The organism is Rhizobium herbae (assembly GCF_017873135.1).
Classification (GTDB): domain Bacteria; phylum Pseudomonadota; class Alphaproteobacteria; order Rhizobiales; family Rhizobiaceae; genus Pararhizobium; species Pararhizobium herbae.
This window is the reverse complement of the sequence record NZ_JAGGJV010000004.1, coordinates 275,195-297,001: the sequence shown is the minus strand read 5'-3', so window position 1 is coordinate 297,001 and position 21,807 is coordinate 275,195. Positions and strand designations below refer to the sequence as shown.

Sequence of the window (21,807 nt, the reverse complement as noted above, 5' to 3'; positions counted from 1 at the left end):
CCAAGGTGCGGCATGTCGCAACTCGTGCGACAAGCGCCGTCTCGCGTCGCAAAAGAAACGTTGCGGAAGGCCGGGATTTGCGATTTCTAAAGTCGACCAGGGAAATTCACCGGCCTTTTTGGCAGGACTACGGAGTGTGAAGGCGGATGCGCAAATATTCGGTTTTTGCTGTCGCTCGCGAGGCGATGCGCGGCCACAGGGGATGGGAGGCGCAGTGGACCTCTCCCGAGCCGCGCAAGGAATATGATGTCATCATCATCGGCGCCGGCGGCCATGGACTGGGCACGGCCTATTACCTTGCCAAGGAACATGGCATCACCAATATCGCCGTGCTGGAGAAGGGCTGGCTCGGCGGCGGCAATACCGGCCGAAACACCACCATCATCCGTTCCAACTATCTCTATGACGAGAGCGCTGGGATCTACGATCATGCCCTGAAGCTCTGGGATGGCCTCAGCCAGGACCTCAACTACAACGTCATGTATTCGGCGCGCGGCGTGATGATGCTGTCGCACAACATCCATGACCAGCAGGTGTTCAAACGCCATATCCATGCCAACCGCCTGAACGGCATCGACAATGAATGGCTGACGCCGGAGCAGGCGCAGGAATTCTGCCCGCCGCTCGATATTTCCAAAACCGCCCGCTATCCGATCAACGGTGCCGCCCTGCAGCGCCGTGGCGGTACGGCCCGTCACGATGCCGTCGCCTGGGGTTATGCCCGCGCCGCTGCCGATCGCGGCGTGCACATCATCCAGAACTGTGAGGTCACCGGCATCCGCCGCAACCCGGACGGTTCCGTTGCCGGCGTCGATACCAATCGTGGCCAGATCAATGCCAAGAAGGTCGGCGTCGTGGCCGCCGGTCACACCTCGGTGCTGATGGAAATGGCCGGCGTGCGCATGCCGCTGGTCAGCTATCCGCTGCAGGCGCTGGTCTCGGAGCCGATCAAGCCGATCTTCCCCTGCGTCGTCATGTCCAACACCGTGCACGCCTATATCTCCCAGTCCGACAAGGGCGAACTCGTCATCGGCGCCGGCACCGACCAGTATTCGTCCTATTCCCAGACCGGCGGCCTGCAGATCATCACCCATACGCTGGATGCCATCTGCGAACTGTTCCCGATCTTCCGCCGCATGAAGATGATGCGCTCCTGGGGCGGCATCGTCGACGTGACGCCGGACCGTTCGCCGATCCTGGCAAAGACCCCGGTTCAGGGGCTCTACGTCAATTGCGGCTGGGGCACCGGCGGCTTCAAGGCAACACCCGGCTCGGCCAATGTCTTTGCCCACACCATCGCCAATGACGCGCCGCACAAGATCAACGCGCCGTTCACGCTGGAACGCTTCCGCTCGGGCCGCCTGATCGACGAAGCGGCCGCCGCCGCCGTTGCGCATTAAGGGGAACACACAATGCTTCTGATCTATTGCCCCTATTGCGAGGAAGAGCGTTCCGAGCTCGAATTCCGCCAGGCCGGCGACGCCCATATCGCCCGGCCGACCAATATGACCGAGATGACCGACGAGGAATTCGAGGCCTTCTTCTTCCTGCGCGACAACGTCAAGGGCCTGACCTTCGAACGCTGGCGGCACCTGAACGGTTGTGGCCGATTCTTCAACGCGGCCCGCGATACCGTCAGCGACAAATTCCTGACGACCTACAAGGCCGGCCTGCCGAAGCCGGATCTCAGCACGTTGCGCCCGGCGACCGAAGCCACAGTCGAAACCTATGAAGCCACGGAGTCTGACGCGAAATGAGCGGCGCCAATCGTATCCCCGGTGCAGGCCGTCTCACTCCTGCAAAGACCGCCCGTTTCTTCTTCGACGGCAAGAGCTATGCCGCACTCGAAGGCGACACGGTCGCCTCGGCGCTGCTGGCCAACGGTGTCCATCTCGTCGGCCGATCGTTCAAGTACCATCGTCCGCGCGGCATCGTGTCGGCTGGTGCTGAAGAGCCGAACGCACTGATCGGTGTCGAGCGCGACGCCGCCCGCAAGCAGCCGAACGTGCGGGCCACTGTGCAGGACGTCTTCGACGGCATGAAGGTGATCTCGCAGAACCGCTGGCCGTCGCTCGCCTTCGACGTCGGCGCGGTCAACAATATTCTGGCGCCGTTCTTCGCCGCCGGCTTCTACTACAAGACCTTCATGTGGCCGAAGCAGGCCTGGAAGCACGTCTACGAGCCGCAGATCCGGGCTGCTGCCGGTCTCGGCGTATCGCCGACCGAGGACGACACCGACCATTACTCCAGCCGCTACGCCCATTGCGACGTGCTGGTGATCGGCGCCGGTGTTGCCGGTCTTTCAGCCGCGCTTGCCGCTGCCAAGACGGGTGCCCGCGTCATCATCTGTGACGAGCAGCCGGAAGTCGGCGGTGCGCTGCATTACGACAAGAGCGTCACCATCGATGGTCAGGATGGCTTCACCTGGGCTCAAGCGACGGCCGCCAAGCTGGCCAGGATGGAGAACGTCAAGGTCCTGCCGCGCACCACGGCGTTCGGCTATTACGCCCAGAATTTCGTCGGCCTCAACGAGCGCGTGACGGAGCATCTGGCCAAGCCCGATCGGAAGCTGCCGCGCGAGCGCCTCTGGCAGGTCCGTGCCAAGCGCGTCATCATCGCCACCGGCGCCATCGAGCGCCACATGGTGTTCGCTAACAACGACCGTCCCGGCATCATGCTGGCCTCGGCCGCGCGCACCTTCCTCAACCATTTCGGCGTCGCCGTCGGCAAGAAGGTTGGGGTCTATACGGCCAACGATTCGGCCTATGAAGCCGCCTTCGACCTGAAGCGCGCCGGCGTCACCATCGCCGCCATCGTCGATAGCCGCGAGCAGCCGGGTGAGGGTGTTCTCACGGAGGCCCGTTCGCTTGGCATCGAGGTTCTCACCGGCCACGGCGTCGTCGATACCGGCGGCAAGCTCAGGATCTCGTCCATGTCCGTTGCCCGCAACGGCGGCGGGGCTGCCCGCAAGATCGCCATCGACGCGCTGTTGATGTCGGCCGGCTGGACGCCGTCTGTGCACATGTTCTCGCAGTCGCGCGGCAAGGTTGCCTATGACAACGAGACCCAGCGCTTCCTGCCCGGCACCTATGCGCAGGATTGCCTGTCCGTCGGCGCCTGCAACGGTACCAACGACCTGCAGGCAACCATCGAGGAATCGCTGGCGGCCGGCGAGCTGATGTCGAACGCATCCGGCTTCACGGCTTCTGAAAAGCTTGCGCTTCAGGGCGCAAATGCCTTCGCGTGGACCGGCGGAATGGCGGGTGCGGCCGAAGGTGCGGGACCTGACACGACGGTCAAGGCCTTCATCGACTTCCAGAACGACGTCTGCGCCAAGGATATCCGCCTTGCCGTGCGCGAAGGCATGCACTCGATCGAGCATATCAAGCGCTTCACCACCAACGGCATGGCGACCGATCAGGGCAAGCTGTCCAACATCCACGGTCTGGCGATCGCCGCCGAAACGCTCGGCCGCGAAATTCCCAAGGTCGGTCTGACCACCTTCCGCGCGCCCTATACGCCGGTGACGTTCGGCACGCTGATCAACCATTCGCGCGGCGACCTGTTCGACCCGACCCGCAAGACGCCGATGCATGCGCTGGAAGAGGCGCAAGGGGCTGTGTTCGAGGATGTCGGCCAGTGGAAACGCGCCTGGTACTATCCGCGCGCCGGCGAGGACATGCATCAGGCCGTCAACCGCGAATGCAAGACCGTGCGCGATGTCGCCGGCATCTTCGATGCCTCGACGCTCGGCAAGATCGAAGTGGTTGGCCCCGATGCGGCGCAGTTCCTCAACCTGATCTACACCAACAGCTGGGATACGCTTAAAGCCGGCCGCTGCCGCTACGGCATCATGCTGCGCGAAGACGGCTTCGTCTATGACGACGGCGTTGTCGGCCGCATGGCGGAGGACCGCTTCCATGTGACGACGACGACGGGCGGTGCCGCCCGTGTCATGAACCACATGGAAGACTATCTCCAGACCGAGTTCCCGCATCTGAACGTCTGGCTGACTTCGGCGACCGAACAGTGGGCGGTCATCGCCGTGCAGGGTCCGAAGGCCCGCGAGATCATCGCGCCGCTGGTGGAGGGCATCGACCTGTCGAATGAAGCCTTCCCGCATATGAGCGTTCGCGAAGGCAGGATCTGCGGCGTGCCGACACGGCTGTTCCGCATGTCGTTTACCGGCGAGCTTGGCTTTGAAGTCAACGTTCCCGCCGACTTCGGCCCGGCGATCTGGGAAGCGATCCGCGCTGAGGCCGAACCGCTCGGCGCCTGCACCTACGGCACGGAAACCATGCACGTGCTGCGCGCCGAAAAGGGCTACATCATCGTCGGTCAGGACACCGACGGCACGGTGACCCCGGACGACGCATCGCTTGGCTGGGCCGTTGGCAAGAAGAAGCCCGACTTCGTCGGCATCCGCGGCCTGCGCCGTCCGGATCTGGTGGCCGATGGCCGCAAGCAGCTCGTCGGCCTTCTGACCAAGGATCCGACGGTGGTGCTGGAAGAGGGCGCGCAGATCGTTGCCGATCCGAACCAGGCGCTGCCGATGACGATGATCGGGCACGTGACCTCGGCCTACTGGTCGGAAAACTGCGGCCGCTCGATTGCGCTGGCGCTGGTTGCCGGCGGCAAGGCGAAGATCGGCCAGACGCTCTATGTGCCGATGCCCGACAAGACGATCGCGGTCGAGGTGAGCGACATGGTGTTCTTTGACAAGGAAGGAGGCCGCATCAATGGCTGATCTGGCTAACCGTACCCTGCCGCTCTCCGGCTTCCATGGCGGCTCCGGCGCGGCTTCGCTTTCCGTCGCCGCACCCGCAACCCGGATCTCGCTTCGGGCCAAACCGGATGCCGTCTCCGCGCTCTCCGGTGCGCTCGGCCTGTCGCTGCCGACCAAACCGAAGACCTCGGCATCGGCAAACGGCCGCCACGCCCTGTGGCTCGGCCCGGATGAATGGCTTGTCATCGACGAAAACGAAGCGGACCTGATGGCGGCGGTCGCATTGAGCGGCGTGCTGCATTCGGCGACCGATATCTCCCACCGCAACACGGCGATCCTCGTCAAGGGGCGCGGTGCCGACGTCGCTGTCAATGGCGGCTGCCCGCAGGACCTGTCGCTTACAGCCTTCCCGGTCGGCGCCTGCTCGCGCACGGTTCTCGCCAAGGCGGAAATCGTGCTTCTGCGCACGGCCGAAGATGCGTTCCGGGTCGAGTGCTGGCGGTCGTTCGCGCCTTACGTTTCGGCGCTTCTGAATGAGGCTGCCGAGGACGCGGGGAACTGATCGTCGGTTTCGTGGGGGGAGTTGGTCCGCCCCTCATCCGCCCTGTCGGGCACCTTCTCCCCGCAGGCGGGGAGAAGGGACAAGCGGCAACCTCTGTTATCCCCTCTCCCCGCTTGCGGGGAGAGGGTTAGGGTGAGGGGCCGTTGCCTCACTGTCGAAGCCACCGCACCTCAATGAACCCGAGGCCAGCCGCTCCATTCCACCCAGCGGCCGTGAAAATCGGCGCGGCCGATCGGGTGTTTTTCGCCGGATGGCCAGATCTGCAGCGTCAGTGCTGCGCCATTGTGTTTCTGATCGTCCGCTTCCATTTGCAGGCGGGCCAGAGGTGCGCTCGCCGTTGCGCGCTCTCCAGCCGCAGTGATCAGTGCCTCGCCCTCTGCCTTTGATGGCGCGGGTAGATATTGCCAGGCGATCGTATGATAGATCACGTGCGCACGGCCCTCGTGAACGGGCTGAAGCCGCCGCTGCAGCCAGTCCACCGCATCAGCCTTTTCGACCGTCTGGCGGTTGGCCGTGGCAATCGAGAGGGCAAAGCGGGTGCGATCCAGCCTGTCCTGCTGGTCGGCCCAGATGTAGGACAGGAGCCGCAGGACATCGTCGCTACTCGCCGGGTTGAGCGGATTGAGATCGCATCCGGCGCGGCTTTCGACATGCAAGGGGACGTCGGGCGGCGGGAGCCCGCGCCACTCCGGCGCGATCAGCACCGGCGAGGGCTGCAAGGCCCAGCTCCTGTCGCCAAGCCTGTAGTCGTAGTGATCCCATTGCAGATTGAGCCCGGCGCTGGCACCGACTTCCGACAGGACCAGCGGCTTGTGGAACAGGCTGGAGATCGTCAGGAAACCCGGCAAAAGGGCAGCGGAACGGCGCACCTCGTTGGTCTGCGGCGCCGATTTTAGCCGCTCAAGAATGAAAGCCGAATGGGTGCGGCAGGCATTGTCGACAGCGGCCCAGAGCTCCTTATCGCTTGCCGATGCGGGCGGATAGACGGCGGCCAGAACACGGTCTGTGCGGGGCAGCACCAGCGCATGCAGGGCTCCTGCAAGGCGGAGCGGCACGGAATCGCCGCCCGGCGAGGGGTCGCCGCGCCATGACAGGATTGTCTTGCCGACGGAATGGGATGCGGTCAGCCGTTCGGCTGCAAGCGTGCACAGCCGCGCGGTAAAGGGCGAGCCGAGTTCGCGGCAGGCGCTTGCCTGCCTGACGAAAGCGAGGCGGACCGCCTCGTCTGTCACCGGCTCGTCAGGCATCGGCCGGCCTGTCCTTCGGGTCGAACTGGATGATCGTCAGCCAGTTGGCTGTTAGCGCCGGCTTACGTTCACCCTCGATATCGACGGTAACGTCATAGGTGACCATCAGCATGCCGGCGCCGCGAAAGCGGGCTTCGGCCATGGTGAAGCGACCGCGCACCTTGGCGCCGCTTTTCACCGGCGTCATGAAGCGCACCTTGTCGAAACCGTAGTTGATGCCCATCGTCTGTTCGCGCACGCGCGGCAGGCAGTTGTAGTTCATCGCCGAGAGCAGCGACAGCGACAGGAAACCATGGGCGATGGTGCCGCCGAACGGCGTTTCGGCTGCGGCGCGCACCGGGTCCGTATGGATGAACTGGTGATCGTCGGTGGCGCCGGCAAAATTGTTGATGGTCTCTTGCGAGACTGTGATCCAGTCGGAGATCCCGACCTCGGTGCCCACCAGGTTCTTGACGTCAGATAGCGAAATTTCCTGCGGCATTCTCTTTTCCGATCAAAAACATCCCCCCCGTTTCTCTATATGCCGCTCTTTCGAAAAACGGCAATCGGGGGAGCAGTATAGGCTCATAAAATCTCGACGTGGAAACCGACACTGCGCGCCGCGACCATGCCGATACCGGCGTTGGCGGAAGGCAGCAGGCTCTGCCAGCCGGAGCCGGGCCGGACCGGCAGATGGACTGCGTGCGGGGCATGGCTGCGGTTGATGGCGATGGCAAGCCGGGTGCGTCTGTCCTGGACGCTGTCGCCGGTCGACAGCAGCATGACCAGATGGTCGGCCGTGGCACTTTCCCAGTCGCCCGTCGTCATCGGCTGGCCGTCGAACCGCAGCCACTCGACGTCGCCGTTTCCGGTGAAGAACGTGGTATCGCGGAAAACATCGAAGCGCGCGCGGATTTGCGAAAGCGCGGTTGTATGGGCGATCAGCGTCTCATCGAGCGCCGTCCAGTCGACCCAGGTGATGGCGTTGTCCTGGCAATAGGCGTTGTTGTTGCCGCGCTGGCTGCGTCCGGCTTCATCGCCGGCCGTCAGCATGATGGCACCGCGCGTGGCAAACAGGGTCGACAGCAGGCCCATGACGTCGCGGCGGCGGAAGGCCAGAACCTCCGGATCGTCGGTCGCGCCTTCGGCGCCGTTGTTCCAGGACTGGTTGTCGCTGTGGCCGTCGCGATTGTCCTCGCCGTTCGCCTCGTTGTGTTTGCCGGCATAGGAGACGAGATCCATCAGCGTGAAGCCGTCATGGGCGGCGATGAAATTGACGCTGCGGGTGGCGCTGCCGCCATTGCGGGAGAAGATGTTGGACGAGCCGGCCAGCGCCGTCGCCAGATCTCCGATCGTGTGGCGGTCGCCGCGCCAGGTGCGGCGCAGGTCGTCGCGGGCACGGTCATTCCATTCGAGGAAGGGGGCGGGGAAATTGCCGAGCTGGTAGCCGCCCGGGCCGATATCCCAGGGCTCGGCGATCAGGACGCGGTCCTTCAGCACCGGATCGGCCAGCATTTCGATGAAGAGGGCCGCATCGGCGCGAAAGCCGTTGATGTCGCGGCCGAGGATGGAGCCGAGATCGAAGCGGAAACCGTCGATGCCGGCGGACAGCACGAAATGGCGCAGGCTGTCGAGGATGAGCCGGCGGACGACCGGGTGGTCGCAGGCAATCGTGTTGCCGCAGCCGGTGTCGTTGACCAATTCGCGAAGCTCACCGTGCTCGCCGGGCCGGGCGGTGGCGTGGCGATAGTAGGTGTGGTTGTCGAGGCCGCGCATGGAGAGCGTCGCGCCGAAGCGGTCGCTTTCGCCGGAATGGTTGAAGACCAGATCGAGGATGATGCCGATGCCTGCTTCATGCAGCGCTGCCACGGTTTCACGCAGCTCGGTCATGCCGCCGGGCACGAGGCGCGGGTCGAGCGCCATGAAGGCAATCGGATTGTAGCCCCAGCCGTTGGTCAAGCCCAGCGGCGGCAGGTGGCGCTCGTCGATCCAGGCGGTGATCGGCATCAGCTCGACGGCGGAGACGCCGATGCGCTGCAGATGGGCGATGATGGCGGGATGGGCGAGTGCCGCGACCGTGCCGCGCAGGGGCTCGGGAATGTCCGCATGCAGCATGGTGAAGGGGCGGACGGCGATTTCGTAGATCAGTCCGCCGGCCTCAAAAAGTGGTGCCTGGGACGGTACTGTCTGGGGTTCCGTGACGATGGCTCTCGGCACGAGGTCGGCGGTATCGTCGCCGAAGACCGACAGGCGCGGATCGTAATGGAAGGGGCGGTCGAGTTCGCTTGCATAGGGATCGACCAGCAGCTTGGCCGGATCGAACCAGAGGCCCTGATCCGGATCATACTGCCCCCAGGCGCGAAAACCGTAGCGGGTGCCGGCGGGGGCGTCGGCGACGGTGAGGCTGTGGACGCCATCCTCATTGCGCTGCATCGGCAGGCGGCGCAGTTCGCGCTCGCCCGCCTCGTCGTAGAGGCAGAGTTCGATGCCGGAGGCGGAGCCGGACCAGACGGCAAAGGTGGTGCCGCGATCATCGAGCGTGGCGCCGAGGGGGGAGAGAGTGGTCGGGTTCTGCATCGGGGTCACCTTGGGATGGTCTGGCGGGCATTTGACGGACGAGAGTGTCGTATCAGTCTGGTTTGACAGTGATTTGTCTCTGCTTTGGCGGATGTTGCAAGCGGTATGTTTACCCTCCCCTCGAGGGGGAGGGTCGGCACGCGGTGCCGGGGTGGGGTGGTTCGCGGCATAGGCAATTGTCTCTCGTGCTCGCGGTGGTCACCCCCACCCGCCGCGTTGCGGCGACCTCCCCCCTCAAGGGGGAGGTGGAACTCCCTCTTCTCCCCGGCGGGGGAGAAGAGCCGAGCGACTGCGAGGCGATGAGGGGGCGGCATATTCGGAGCGTGTGGCCCCCTCATCCGGCCCTGCGGGCCACCTTCTCCCCGCCGGGGAGAAGAGGGAGATTGCAGCAGCTTCAACGCCCTTCAGCCACGCCCGGAAAATCCGCCGTGGGTTTGCTCTTCGTTTACCTGGCCGGGGCGCTGGAAAGTGCCGCAGTTAAGTAAGTTTATATGACGCCTTCCAGCGCCCCGTTCGATGGTCGTCGGCGGCAACTCCGGTTCCTCTTTGACCGACATTCGCGTCAACCTTCTGTACCGCACAGGCACGTCCGCAGCCGCAACAGCCTGCGGAGGGGAACCATTTTCTGCTCGCCCACCGGATGAAGGCCTACGTCCTTCCCGCACCCGGCACCGGCCCCGCCTCACTGCCACGCCTGGCAGCGTATCCATGGGCGGAACGACGTCAGGATGGCACAGGTTTCAAGGGCGGGGATCAGCGGGGATGATTTTTTGTGGGGGGGAGGCGTGTTGGTCATGGCGTATTAAGCAGTCATTCGACTGGTGACTTCCGTTTTCGGCCCAAACCCGCATAAGCGACTGGTCGTTGCTAGGACGGCGGAAATGGTGACCGCCAAGGGCCAAGTTTCGCGAGGGCTATGGATTAGAAGAAAGTTCGCTTTTAGCGAACTTTCTTCTTGATTTTTGATCATGACTTCCTTATGTTCCTGTCCAGATCATGAGCGGAAGAAGTCGTCATTTTCAGGCCATTCTCAGAAATGCGAATGCCGTGGAGGACCTTCGTGTCCTCTGATCTTACCCGGACGCCCGAGGACCCGAGAGGGGACGGCGGCGGCGGGCGAAGCAGAAGCAGTCCCGACGAGCGGGCTGCTTCTAGGTAGAAGGTGCGTGCTGCTGGTTCCGACACTGTTTGGCGACGACCCTTAGGGATGGTCCCGAGGGCAAACAGAAGGAACTCTATATGTCTATAGAAGAAAGTGATCGCCAGCAGCAGCGGTTAAAGAGTGGAACAACGACGCGCTGGAAACGGTTCGTCTCCTGGTGCTGGAAACAGCTGAAAAATCCACGAATGTTGAAGTCGGCTTTTCAGTTGGCTTTGACCATATACCGCATTTTGCGGGTATGCCTCGATATCTTCGGATCGTCGTGATAGGCCGTTAACCTAATATCTACAAGGAAAGGAGTTGTACTATGTTATCCGAAGCCTTGAGATTAATACGAGTTTTCCACGACCTGAAGCAGGTCGAGGTTGCTGAAAAGTTGGGAATCTCTAAGTCTCACCTCTCAGAAATCGAGAGTGGAACCAAGACGCCTTCTATTGATATAATTGAGCGTTATTCGAAGACGTTTGGAATTCCTATGTCCTCGATACTTTTCTTTTCTGAGAATATTGAGAAAGCTGGCAAAGGCGAAAAAGCTAAGACGTTCATTGCCTCCAAGGTGATCAATTTCCTACAGCTCATTGAGCAAAAGTCTTCATCACATGCCGCGTAAGGCCTTCCCGTTCCACAAATTGGAAGCCAGCGCACTCTTCAATGTGCGCACTCGAAAGAAGCTTGCAGACATTTTAATGTGTTCACCAGCGCACTTAAAGTCCGTCGATGCGATTGAGATTCGTTATAAGAAGCGATGGAAGCCAAAGGATAGCGATACCGCTCCTTGGCTGAAGCAGCCCCCACCCGCTGAAAAAGCTGGGAACTATCGCCCAATCGACATACCGGTTGATCCGTTAAAGAAACTGCAAACGCGGATCGCGAATCTGCTCTCTCGTATCGAGCCGCCCAGCTATTTGTGTAGCCCGGTAAAGGGTGTGTCCTATGTCGACAACGCTAGAAGGCATGTAAACAGCAACGCTTTTTGGCTGCTCGATATCGCTGACTACTTCCCCAGTTGCACCGCAGACCGGGTTGCTTGGTTTTTCAGCACCGTAATGAAGTGCGCACCGGATGTGACAGCAGTCCTTGTGTCTCTCGTCACTGATAGTGGCAGGCTGCCCCAAGGATCGCCATGCAGCCCTATTCTCGCGTATTTTTCAAATAAGAAAATGTGGGACGATGTAGCTGAGGCGGTAGCATCCGCTGGCTGCATCCTAAGCGTTTACGCCGACGATATCACTTTGTCAGGCACCACTGTCCCGGGCGCTCTGGTGTGGGAAGTGAAGCAGATCATTGTCAAAAATGGCTTCAAATTGAAGCGCGAAAAGGAAGTTAGTCTCGTGGGGTCGCCAGCAGACATCACAGGCGTGATTGTTCGCAATGGCACGCTGAAACTGCCAAACCGCCAACTTAAAAAACTTGCCGAAACCAAAAAACTTCACAAGCTTGCGACAGACAAGGTCACGTTGATCAAGCTCGAACATCAGGTCAAAGGCCGTCTGGCCCAGCGTCGCCAGATTGAAGAGGCTCTAAAGCCATAGTCGTGGCATGGCGTTGAAACCGACGCCCTTCGTCGCTCAACCCCAGTCCGTCAACGCACTTTTTAACCCGATAGCCGCTTTTGGCGCAAAGCTGCCGCTAAAGAACGGCCTATCTCGAACAGCGTGATGCCTGAACGGCATAATCCAGCGAATTCATGCACACCCCTCGTCACCCCAGCAATTTCACCAGCTGCCACTCACCGTTCGCGTCCTTCTCGACGCGCTTGTTTCCCCGGTAGCAGCGGAGCTTGCCGGCCTGCTTGTCCATGACGAGGCGGGTGGGGGTGGATTTGGATTTGCCGTTTTGGCCGATGGCGGCCGTCAGCGCTTCCTTGAATTTTCCGGCCTTGTAGAGGGCGACAAGATCGTCGTCGGTCATTGTCGCGGTTCCTTGTGCGGCTGGGTTCGGTTTGGCGGATCACCCCACCCGGCGAAGAGCGCTATCGTATATGAAAAGTCCCCTCCCCAACCCCTCCCCACAAGGGGGAGGGGCTTGGCCTGCCGCTCTGCCCGTGGCTTAAAACGAAGCCGTGCGGCAGGGTCTCTCCCCCCTTGTGGGGGAGATGGCCGACAGGCCAGAGGGGGTCTCCATATACAATGGCCCTCACCCTCAAGGGAGGATGAAGAGAGGCTGTGGCCTCCCCTTTAGGCTATTCCATCAGGTAATGACAGTCGGTTCGGTGCGGCCGGTGCGGGTCTTGATGCCGGCGATCTCGTCGGCGACGGTGATCAGGTCGGCAAGGGCTTCCTGCGTCTCGGTGTCATGCTTGGAGGCGTCGGGTTCGTAGCGTTCGATATAGACGCGCAGGGTCGCGCCCGAGGTGCCTGTGCCGGACAGGCGGAAGACGACGCGGGAGCCGCCTTCGAACAGGATGCGGATGCCCTGGTTGTTCGAGACCGACTTGTCGATCGGGTCATGATAGGAGAAGTCATCGGCGGTGGCGACCTTGAGCTTGCCGAAGGTCTTGCCCGGCAGGGTGGCGAGCTGGTCGCGCAGCGCCGTCATCAGGCCGTTGGCGGCGTCCGAATCGACTTCTTCATAGTCGTGTCGGGAATAGTAGTTGCGGCCAAAGGTCGTCCAATGCTGGCGGGCGATATCCTGGACGCTTTCCATGCGGACGGCGAGGATGTTGAGCCAGAGCAGCACCGCCCAGAGGCCGTCCTTTTCGCGCACGTGGTTGGAGCCGGTGCCGGCACTTTCCTCGCCGCAGATGGTGACGAGGCCGGCATCCATCAGGTTGCCGAAGAATTTCCAGCCGGTCGGGGTCTCGTAGATGCCGATGCCGAGCTTTTCGGCGACCTTGTCGGCGGCCGCGCTGGTCGGCATCGAGCGGGCAATGCCGGCAAGGCCCTTGGAATAGCCGGGGGCGAGGCTGGCATTGGCGGCAAGCATGGCAAGGCTGTCGGACGGGGTGATGAAGATGCCCTTGCCGATGATCAGGTTGCGGTCGCCGTCGCCATCGGAGGCGGCGCCGAAGTCCGGCGCGTCGTCGCCCATCATCTCCTCGTAGAGGGCGCGGGCGTGGACGAGGTTGGGATCGGGATGATGACCGCCGAAATCGGGCAGCGGGATGAAGTTCAGCACCGAGCCCTTAGCGGCGCCGAGCCGATTTTCGAGGATTTCCTTGGCATAGGGGCCGGTGACGGCGCTCATCGCGTCGAAGACGATGCGGAAGCCGCCGCCGATCAGGTTGCGGATGGCTGGAAAGTCGAACAGCTTTTCCATCAGCTCGGCATAGTCGGAGACCGGGTCGATGACCACGACCTCCATGCCGGCGATATCCTGGCTGCCTGCGCTGTCGAGATTGATGTCGGCGACCTCGGCGATGCGGTAGGTCTCGATCGTCCGTGTGCCGGCATAGATGGCGTCGGTGACCTTTTCAGGCGCCGGGCCGCCATTGCCGATATTGTACTTGATGCCGAAATCCTCGGTCGGGCCGCCGGGATTGTGGCTGGCCGACAGCACGATGCCGCCGAAGGCCTTGTACTTGCGTATGATGTTGGAGGCGGCCGGCGTCGACAGGATGCCGCCGCGGCCGACGAGCACGCGGCCGAAACCGTTGGCAGCCGCCATCTTGATGGCGATCTGGATCACCTCGCGGTTGTAGTAGCGGCCGTCGCCGCCGATCACCAGCGTTTCGCCCTTGAAGCCCTCGAGGCTGTTGAAGATCGACTGGATGAAGTTCTCGGCATAGTTCTTCTGCTGGAAGACCGGCACCTTCTTGCGCAGGCCGGAGGTTCCGGGCTTCTGGTCCAAATAGGGAGTGGTCTGAACGGTTCTGATCATGGGTCTTAGCCTTTCGCAAGAAGACTGGAATACAGATCGGCATAACGATGCGCGCTCATATCCCAGGAAACGTCTGATTTCATGCCCTGGGCCTGGAGGCGGGCCCAGATTTTCGGTTGCCGGTAGGCGGCAAAGGCGCGGCGCAGCGCCTGGCGCAGGCTCGCAGCGGAGACCGGCGAGAACTGGAAGCCGGTGGCGACCTTGGCGGCAAGGGCCGCCTCGTTGGCGTCGATGATGGTATCGGCAAGGCCGCCGGTATGGGCGACGATCGGCACGCAGCCGTAGCGCAGGCCGTAGAGCTGGGTGAGGCCGCAGGGCTCGAAGCGCGAGGGGATGAGGATGGCGTCGGCGCCGGCCTGCATCAGATGCGACAGCGGCTCGTTGTAGCCGATCACCATGCCGACCCGGCCGGGATGGCGCGTTGCGGCGGAAATGAAGGCATTTTCAAGCACCGGATCGCCGGAGCCGAGCACGGCGAGCTTGCCGCCATTGTCGACGATATCATCGATCACTTCGGCAAGCACGTCCATGCCCTTCTGCCAGGTCAACCGGCTGACGACGCAGAAGATCGGACCGGGGGCGTTGTCGAAGCCGAAATGGGCCGACAGGGCCTTGCGGTTGGCTTCGCGTTTTTTCAGCGAATTGGGGCCGTAGGTCTCGGTGATATTCTTGTCCGTCTGCGGGTTCCAGACATCGGTGTCGATGCCGTTGACGATGCCGGAAAGACTGGAGAGCCGGGCGGTCAGCAGGCCTTCGAAGCCCATGCCGAATTCGGGCGTCAGGATTTCCTGGGCATAGGAGGGGCTGACGGTGGTGATGGCATTGGCCGTCTGCAGCCCGCCTTTCAGAAAACCGACATCGCCGAAATACTCGACGTAGCTCATCGAAAAGGCTTCCCGTGGCAGAGCCAGTTCCGGAAAGACGTCCGGGCCGAACTGGCCCTGGAAGGCGATGTTGTGGATGGTCAGCACCGTGGGCGTCGCATGGGCCGGGCCGAAGCGCATGTAGACAGGGGTCAGCGCCGCCTGCCAGTCATGAACATGGACGAGATCGGGCTTCCAGCTCGGCAACAGGCCACCGGCGATCTCGGCCGCCGTCAGCGACAGGGCGGCGAAGCGGCGGAAATTGTCGACATAGTCCAGTCCCGTCTTATCGACATAGGGGCCACCGTCGCGATCGAACAGTTCCGGGGCGTCGAGCACGAGAAGATCGAGGCCGTCATGATCGACGGCGAGGATCGAGGCGGGGTAGCCGAAGAGATTGTCGAAGCCGCCGATTTTCTGCGGCTTCTTCAATTTCTGCATCACCACGGGATAGCCCGGCATCAGCGTGCGCATTCGGACGCCGTGCGGCTTCATCGCCGCCGGCAGGGCGCCCGCCACATCGGCGAGGCCCCCTGTCTTGATCAGCGGAAAGACTTCCGATGCGACGGAGAGGACTTCCATCCTTACATGTCCAGCTTGTCGATCATCGCCTGGGTAATCAGGCAGATGCCGTTTTCCGAACGGCGGAAGCGCTTGGCGTCGAATTCCGGATCGTCGCCGACGACGAGGCCTTCCGGGATGACGACGCGGCTGTCGATGACGACGTTCTTCAAGTTCGCATGCCGGCCGATCTTGACGTTGGGCAGGATCACGGCGCCGTCGAGACGCGAGAAGGAATTCACCCGCACGCCGGTAAACAACATCGAGCGGTTCAGCGAGGCACCGGAAATGATGCAGTCGCCGGAGACGAGCGAGGAGGTCGCAGATCCACGGCGGTTCTCGTCGTCATGGACGAATTTCGCCGGCGGCTTGATTTCGGCGAAGGTCCAGATCGGCCAGGTGCCGTCGTAGATATCGAGTTCCGGCGTGACATGGGTGAGGTCGATATTGGCCTGCCAGTAGGCGTCGATCGTGCCGACGTCGCGCCAATAGGCCTCGCGCTCGAAATCGGAGCGGACGCAGGACTGGTTGAAGCGGTGGGCGACGGCTTTGCCGTGCTGGACGATATAGGGGATGATGTCCTTGCCGAAATCGCGCGAGGAGGTGGGGTCGGCGGCATCGCGGCGCAGTATGTCCATCAGGAACTTGGTGTGGAAGACGTAGATGCCCATCGAGGCCAGCGCCATTTCCGGATTGCCGGGAATGCCCGGCGGGTCGGCCGGCTTCTCGACGAAGGCGATGATCTGGTCCTTGTCGTCGACATGCATGACGCCGAAGCCGGTGGCTTCCATGCGCGGCACTTCCAGGCAGCCGATGGTGACGTCGGCGCCGCTGTCCACATGCTGCTGGAGCATGAGTTCGTAGTCCATCTTGTAGATATGGTCGCCGGCAAGGATGACCATGTATTCGACGCCATGGTCCTCGATGATGTCGATGTTCTGGTAGACGGCGTCGGCCGTGCCTTCGTACCATTGCGTTTCAGAGACGCGCTGGGAGGCCGGCAGGATGTCGAAGCTCTCGTTACGCTCGGGGCGGAAGAAGTTCCAGCCGTTCTGCAGGTGGCGGATCAGCGAATGCGCCTTGTACTGCGTGGCGACGCCGATGCGGCGAATGCCGGAGTTCATCGCATTCGACAGCGCGAAGTCGATGATGCGGGCCTTGCCGCCAAAGTAGACCGCAGGCTTGGCGCGACGATCGGTCAGTTCCTTCAGGCGGCTTCCCCGGCCGCCGGCAAGAACGTAGGCCATGGCGTCACGGGCGAGTGGCTGTATTCTCTTTTCCATTGATTTTCCTCCCGATAGTATGGTTCCGGGAGCGGTTCACCCGCCCTTTGGAACAGTGTTCTCTCCAAATATTCTTCTGACGCATCGCATCGACAGGCCTTGGGAGCCCGCCTTGCCGTGCGCTAATCCTGCTCCAGCATCAAAGTCGCCAGAGGCGGCAAGGTGATGGTGGCCGTAATGACGCCCGAACTGTTCTTTGTCGCCTGGACGGCGCCTCCGTTGCCCTTTCCGCTGCCGCCGTAAATCTCGGCGTCGCTGTTGAGGATCTCCTTCCACCGCCCCTCCACGGGCAACGGTATCGTGTAGTTTTCCCGGTAGACCGGGGTAAAGTTGCTGACGACGGCGATCATTTTTTCACCGGGCGCCTTGCGCAGCCAGGCAAAGACCGAATTCTCGCGGTCATCGGCGATCAGCCATTCGAAACCATCGCCTTCGCAGTCACGCGCATGCAGCGCCGCCTTGTTGCGATAGGTCCCGTTGAGATCGCGCACCAGCCGGCGCATGCCCTCGTGCAGGGGGTATTCGAGCAGGTTCCAGTCGAGCGCGCGGTCTTCGGCCCATTCCTGCCACTGGGCGAATTCCTGGCCCATGAACAAGAGCTTCTTGCCGGGATAGCCCCACATGAACCCGTAGTATGCCCGCAGGTTGGCGAATTTCTGCCAGTCGTCGCCGGCCATCTTGGCGATCAGCGAACCCTTGCCGTGCACCACTTCGTCATGGGACAGCGGCAGCACGAAATTTTCGCTGAAGGCATAGAGCAGGCCGAAGGTCAGGTCGTTGTGGTGGTGCTTGCGGTGGATCGGCTCGCGCTGCAAATATTGCAGCGTGTCGTGCATGAAGCCCATGTTCCACTTGAAGCCGAAGCCCAGGCCGCCGGCATGAACGGGCGCGGAGACTTTCGGCCAGGAGGTGGATTCCTCGGCGATGGTGATGATGCCGGGATGGCTGCCGTAGACTTCCTTGTTCATGGTCTGCAGGAAGCGGACCGTGTCGAGGTTCTCGTTGCCGCCGTATTCGTTCGGCACCCATTCGCCGTGCTTGCGCGAATAGTCGAGATAGAGCATCGAGGCCACCGCATCGACGCGCAAACCGTCGAGGTGGAATTTCTCGGCCCAATAGAGCGCGTTGTTGACGAGATAGGAGAACACCTCGGCCCGGCCGAAATTGTAGATCGCGGTGTTCCAGTCGGGGTGATAGCCCTGACGGGGGTCTTCGTGCTCGTAAAGAGCGGTGCCGTCGAACCAGCGCAGGCCATGGGCGTCGGTCGGGAAATGGGCCGGCACCCAGTCGAGGATGACGCCGACGCCGACCTTGTGGGCGCCGTTGACGAAGCGGGCAAAACCTTCCGGCTCGCCGAAGCGGGCGGTCGGCGCATAAAGGCCGGTGGTCTGGTATCCCCAGGACGGATCGAAGGGATATTCGGTGACCGGCAGGAACTCGATATGGGTGAAGCCCATATCGACGCAATAGGGGATCAGCCGGTCGGCCATCTCGTCCCAGGACAGCATGCTGCCGTCATCGCGCAACTGCCAGGAGGCGGCATGAACCTCGTAGATCGAGATCGGCTGACGCCGCGCATCGACGCTTGCCCAATGGGCCCGATGCGCATCGTCCTGCCAGACCTGCGCGATTTCGCCCGTCGTCATCGACGCATTTTTCGGACGCAGCTCGGAGCGGCGGGCAAAGGGATCGGCCTTCAACGGCAGCAGTTCGCCGTTCTTGCCGACGACCTCGTATTTGTAGATCGCACCGGACTGGACATCGGGAATGAAGATTTCCCAGATGCCGGTGTCCTGGCGCAGCCGCATCACATGGCGGCGGCCGTCCCAGTCGTTGAAATCGCCGACGACGGAGACACGCTTTGCATTGGGTGCCCAGACGGCGAAGTGAAAGCCGTCGGCGCCGTCATGCTTGATCGGATGCGCGCCCATCTTGTCGAACAGCCGCAGGTGCGAGCCCTCGCGGATGTAGTAGTCATCCATCGGGCCGAGTACGGGGCCGAAGCTGTAGGGATCGGTAACGGTCCATTCGCCGCCCGAATTGCGGGCGCGATAGCGGACCGGCTGGATCTTCTTGACGGCGATCGGGCCTTCGAAGAACCCGGCATCGTCACGCCGGGTCAGCGTGCCGATCTCCTTGCCGGCCAATGTCTCGGCCGCAACGGTTTCGGCGCCCGGGATGAAGCAGCGGGCAACAAACTCCTTGCCGGCCGGATGGACGCCGAGTGCTGCGAACGGATTGGTATGAGTGCCAGCGAGGATCGCCGCAATCTCTTCCGTCGACAGGCTTGCTGGCGGGACGGTAGGCGTGGCGTCTTTTGGCACTATTGTCATCCAGCTCTCCAGATTTCCCCGGCATATTGCCGGATTGTACGGTCGGAGGAGAACCAGCCCATGCGCGCGGTGTTGCGGATGGTCTTGGAATACCAACTGGCCGGCTCCGCCCAGATGGCGTCCACCTCACGCTGCGCCTTAGTGTAGGCGTCGAAATCGGCCGCCACCATGAACCAGTCGTGATTGTAGATTCCGTCGATCAGGGCGGTGAAGCGATTGCGGTCATCAGGGGAGAAGACGCCGGAGGAGATGGCAAACAGCGCCTGCGACAGTTCCCGCGATTGCTCGATGATGGCGCGGGGATTGTGGCCTTCGGCGCGCACCTTGGTGACTTCGTCCGCCGTCATCCCGAATATCTTGATGTTTTCCTCGCCGACCCAGTCGCGCATTTCGACATTGGCGCCATCCAGCGTTCCGATGGTCAGCGCGCCGTTCAACGCGAACTTCATGTTCCCGGTTCCCGACGCTTCCATGCCGGCCGTCGAAATCTGCTCGGAGAGATCGGCGGCGGGGACCATGATCTCGGCGAGGGAGACGTTGTAGTTGGGGATGAAGACGATCTTCAAAAGGCCGCGCACGGACGGGTCGTTGTTGATGACCTTGGCCACGTCGTTGGCAAGCTTGATGATGAGCTTGGCGTTGTGATAGCTCGGCGCCGCCTTGCCGGCGAACAGCTTGACCCGCGGCACCCAGTCGAGTTCCGGATGCGAACGGATCTGGTCGTAGAGCGAAATCGCCTCGACGATGTTGAGGAGCTGGCGCTTGTATTCGTGGATGCGCTTGATCTGGATGTCGAACATTGCCGACGGATCGAGCCGGATGCCCATGCGGCTCTGGACCAGCTGGGCCAGCTTGACCTTGTTGGAGCGCTTGATCCTTGCGAATTTCTCCTGGAAGTCAGGCTTGTCGGCAAAGGCGTCGAGTGCCTGCAGGGCTTCCGTGTTGTCCATGAACTCGTCACCGATCGCCTCGCGGATCAGCGTCACAAGGTCCGGATTGCACTGCATCAGCCAGCGGCGCGGAGTGATGCCGTTGGTCTTGTTGTTGATGCGTGTCGGATAAAGCCGGTGGAGGTCGGCGAAGACAGTTTCCTTCATGAGTTCGGTATGTAGGGCGGAAACGCCATTGATCGAGTGCGAACCGACAAAAGCGAGGTTGCCCATGCGCACGCGGCGGTCGCCGCTCTCGTCGATCAGCGAGATATTGCGCACTTCCTGATCGGTATGGACCTTCTGCTTGCGGGCTTCGAGCAGGATCTTGGCGTTGATCGCATAGACGATCTGCATGTGACGCGGCAAGAGACGTTCGAACAGCGGCACCGGCCAGGTTTCGAGCGCCTCGGGCAGAAGCGTGTGGTTGGTATAGGAGAAGGTGTGGCGGGCGATATCCCAGGCGGCTTCGAAATCCATGCCGTGAACGTCGGTCAGGAGGCGGACCAGTTCGGCGACGGAGACGGCCGGATGGGTGTCGTTGAGCTGGATGGCGACCTTGTCGGCGAGCGACGTGAAATCCGGATATTGCTGCAGATGGCGGCGCAGGATGTCCTGCAACGAGGCGGAGGAGAAGAAGAATTCCTGACGCAGGCGCAGTTCCTGACCGGCCGGGGTGGCGTCGGCCGGATAGAGAACGCGGGCAAGGCTTTCCGCCTTGTTGCTTTCTCTGAGAGCGCCGATGTGGTCGCCGGCGTTGAAGGCGTCGAGCAGGATCGGGTCGATCGGATGGGCGGTCCACAGGCGCAGGGTGTTGACGCGCTTGGCACGCCAGCCGACCACCGGCGTATCGCAGGCCGTGGCGATGACGCGCTCGGCCGGTTTCCAGACGTAACGGGTGACTTCCTCGTCGACGTTGACGGTTTCGACCGAGCCGCCGAAGCCGATTTCGTAGGAGCTTTCGCGGCGCTCGAACTCCCAGGGGTTGCCGTGGGCCAGCCAGGTTTCCGGCAGTTCGACCTGCCAGCCATCGGCCATCTGCTGGCGGAAGAGGCCATGCACGTAGCGGATGCCGTAGCCATAGGCCGGGATATCGACCGTTGCCATCGATTCCATGAAACAGGCAGCCAGACGGCCGAGACCGCCGTTGCCGAGAGCCGCATCCGGTTCCAGGGCGGCAATGACGTCGATATCGACGCCGAAGGAGGCGAGCGCCTGGCGCAGTTCGTCCATCAGGCCGATATTGGTGACGGCATCACGCATCAGGCGGCCAATCAGGAATTCGAGCGACAGGTAATAAACGCGCTTGGCATCGGTCGCGTAGGTCTTGCGCGTCGATTCCATCCAGTTGTCGGTAATGCGGTCGCGCACGACCAGGATCGCGGCGGTCAGCCAGTCATGCGGCTTGGCGACTTTCGGGTCCTTGCCGATACGATAGGTGAGGCGTTCGATAATTTCCTGAGCCAGGACTTCGGAGCTCGATTCGCGGGGTGCGGCGCTGGGAATTTTTTCGTTGGACAAACGATCGATCATGGAAAAGGCTTACCCTCTGCTTGCGGTTTGGGAGACCGGAGGCGAACACCAACGGGGCATATGAGCGATTTATGCACCGATACGAAGCGCTTGCAATAGCGTTTTCAATAAGATGAAAATTGATCCGGCGGCAGCTTCGAAACGGCTTGCGGATTGCCGGACGCATGGAGACAGATGTGTCGGCGGGGGTGGCGACAACACGCAAAAAAGCCCGCCTCGATGTCTCGGGCGGG

The 21,807-nt window shown here is 62.1% G+C and carries 15 protein-coding genes; 6 read left to right on the top strand and 9 right to left on the bottom strand.

Going from position 1 to position 21,807, the window contains the following annotated elements:
• The first annotated feature begins 146 nt into the window (after nt 1-146).
• Genes J2Z75_RS13040 through J2Z75_RS13025 form a run of 4 tightly spaced genes read left to right on the top strand, consistent with a single transcriptional unit; the run spans nt 147 to nt 5,288 of the window.
• Entirely contained in the window at nt 147-1,400 is a 1,254-nt protein-coding gene (locus J2Z75_RS13040; RefSeq protein ID WP_209852942.1) for a sarcosine oxidase subunit beta, read from the top strand.
• 12 nt (nt 1,401-1,412) lie between these two features.
• Complete coding sequence (locus tag J2Z75_RS13035; RefSeq protein ID WP_209852939.1) at nt 1,413-1,757, top strand: sarcosine oxidase subunit delta; 345 nt, start codon at nt 1,413-1,415, stop codon at nt 1,755-1,757.
• Nucleotides 1,754-4,747, top strand: a complete 2,994-nt coding sequence (locus tag J2Z75_RS13030; protein ID WP_209852938.1) for a sarcosine oxidase subunit alpha — start codon at nt 1,754-1,756, stop codon at nt 4,745-4,747. Before J2Z75_RS13035 ends, J2Z75_RS13030 begins: the two co-directional genes overlap by 4 nt.
• Nucleotides 4,740-5,288 carry a sarcosine oxidase subunit gamma gene (locus tag J2Z75_RS13025; RefSeq protein WP_209852937.1) on the top strand — a complete coding sequence of 183 codons (549 nt, stop codon included), beginning with the start codon at nt 4,740-4,742 and terminating at the stop codon, nt 5,286-5,288. Before J2Z75_RS13030 ends, J2Z75_RS13025 begins: the two co-directional genes overlap by 8 nt.
• A 170-nt stretch (nt 5,289-5,458) precedes the next feature.
• Here J2Z75_RS13025 and J2Z75_RS13020 read toward each other — a convergent pair whose 3' ends face one another.
• From J2Z75_RS13020 to glgX, 3 genes are all read right to left on the bottom strand, one after another.
• A complete protein-coding gene (locus J2Z75_RS13020; protein ID WP_209852936.1) occupies nt 5,459-6,535 on the bottom strand; it encodes a DUF2332 domain-containing protein in 1,077 nt (358 codons plus the stop codon).
• A complete protein-coding gene (locus tag J2Z75_RS13015; RefSeq protein WP_209852934.1) occupies nt 6,528-7,016 on the bottom strand; it encodes a MaoC family dehydratase in 489 nt (162 codons plus the stop codon). Before J2Z75_RS13015 ends, J2Z75_RS13020 begins: the two co-directional genes overlap by 8 nt.
• Before the next feature lie 83 nt (nt 7,017-7,099).
• Complete coding sequence (gene glgX / locus J2Z75_RS13010; RefSeq protein ID WP_209852932.1) at nt 7,100-9,091, bottom strand: glycogen debranching protein GlgX; 1,992 nt, start codon at nt 9,089-9,091, stop codon at nt 7,100-7,102.
• 1,469 nt (nt 9,092-10,560) lie between these two features.
• Here glgX and J2Z75_RS13005 point away from each other — a divergent pair.
• Both J2Z75_RS13005 and J2Z75_RS13000 read left to right on the top strand, forming a co-directional pair.
• Nucleotides 10,561-10,863, top strand: a complete 303-nt coding sequence (locus tag J2Z75_RS13005) for a helix-turn-helix transcriptional regulator (protein WP_209852930.1) — start codon at nt 10,561-10,563, stop codon at nt 10,861-10,863.
• The gene (locus J2Z75_RS13000; protein WP_209852928.1) at nt 10,853-11,785 is read left to right on the top strand and encodes a reverse transcriptase family protein; all 933 of its coding nucleotides are present in this window, start codon (nt 10,853-10,855) and stop codon (nt 11,783-11,785) included. The genes J2Z75_RS13005 and J2Z75_RS13000 overlap by 11 nt, the downstream gene beginning before the upstream one ends.
• A gap of 169 nt (nt 11,786-11,954) precedes the next feature.
• Here J2Z75_RS13000 and J2Z75_RS12995 read toward each other — a convergent pair whose 3' ends face one another.
• The 6 genes from J2Z75_RS12995 to J2Z75_RS12970 form a co-directional block, all read right to left on the bottom strand.
• Entirely contained in the window at nt 11,955-12,164 is a 210-nt protein-coding gene (locus J2Z75_RS12995; RefSeq protein ID WP_209852926.1) for a hypothetical protein, read from the bottom strand.
• Nucleotides 12,165-12,443: 279 nt separating this feature from the next.
• Nucleotides 12,444-14,072, bottom strand: a complete 1,629-nt coding sequence (locus J2Z75_RS12990; RefSeq protein ID WP_209852922.1) for an alpha-D-glucose phosphate-specific phosphoglucomutase — start codon at nt 14,070-14,072, stop codon at nt 12,444-12,446.
• A 5-nt stretch (nt 14,073-14,077) separates the two neighbouring features.
• Nucleotides 14,078-15,517 carry a glycogen synthase GlgA gene (glgA, locus tag J2Z75_RS12985; RefSeq protein WP_209852920.1) on the bottom strand — a complete coding sequence of 480 codons (1,440 nt, stop codon included), beginning with the start codon at nt 15,515-15,517 and terminating at the stop codon, nt 14,078-14,080.
• A 2-nt stretch (nt 15,518-15,519) separates the two neighbouring features.
• Complete coding sequence (gene glgC / locus J2Z75_RS12980) at nt 15,520-16,779, bottom strand: glucose-1-phosphate adenylyltransferase (RefSeq protein ID WP_209852918.1); 1,260 nt, start codon at nt 16,777-16,779, stop codon at nt 15,520-15,522.
• A 122-nt stretch (nt 16,780-16,901) separates the two neighbouring features.
• Complete coding sequence (gene glgB, locus J2Z75_RS12975; RefSeq protein ID WP_209852916.1) at nt 16,902-19,112, bottom strand: 1,4-alpha-glucan branching protein GlgB; 2,211 nt, start codon at nt 19,110-19,112, stop codon at nt 16,902-16,904.
• The gene (locus J2Z75_RS12970; RefSeq protein WP_209852914.1) at nt 19,109-21,574 is read right to left on the bottom strand and encodes a glycogen/starch/alpha-glucan phosphorylase; all 2,466 of its coding nucleotides are present in this window, start codon (nt 21,572-21,574) and stop codon (nt 19,109-19,111) included. The genes glgB and J2Z75_RS12970 overlap by 4 nt, the downstream gene beginning before the upstream one ends.
• Nucleotides 21,575-21,807: the final 233 nt, after the last annotated feature.